Annotated in this window: 1 protein-coding gene; it reads right to left on the minus strand. The window is 48.5% G+C overall.

What is annotated here, in order from left to right; genetic code table 11:
* Positions 1-231, minus strand: a 231-nt coding sequence (locus ACY2RR_RS24870) for a hypothetical protein (RefSeq protein WP_490110879.1), incomplete at both ends; no start/stop codon positions are given.

Here is a 231-nt window from a genome sequence, read left to right on the forward strand (position 1 = left end):
CCCGAGACAGGCAAAAATCTACCAATGCTTCCGGTGTGCTCAGATCAACATTCAAGCCATAAAGATTATTAAACAGCTCCCCCAACCCATTCAGGTGGACATCACTGGAGAGGTCAAAGTCAACACCCAGATTCAGAAGCTCACCAAGTTTGGGCGTCCACAAATCCGAACCCGCTACGAACGGATTAAAGGTCAAGGCAAAGTAGGTTTCACCAATACCGGGAAGATCCG

It is taken from the genome of Parendozoicomonas sp. 2304DJ65-17 (assembly GCF_058148445.1).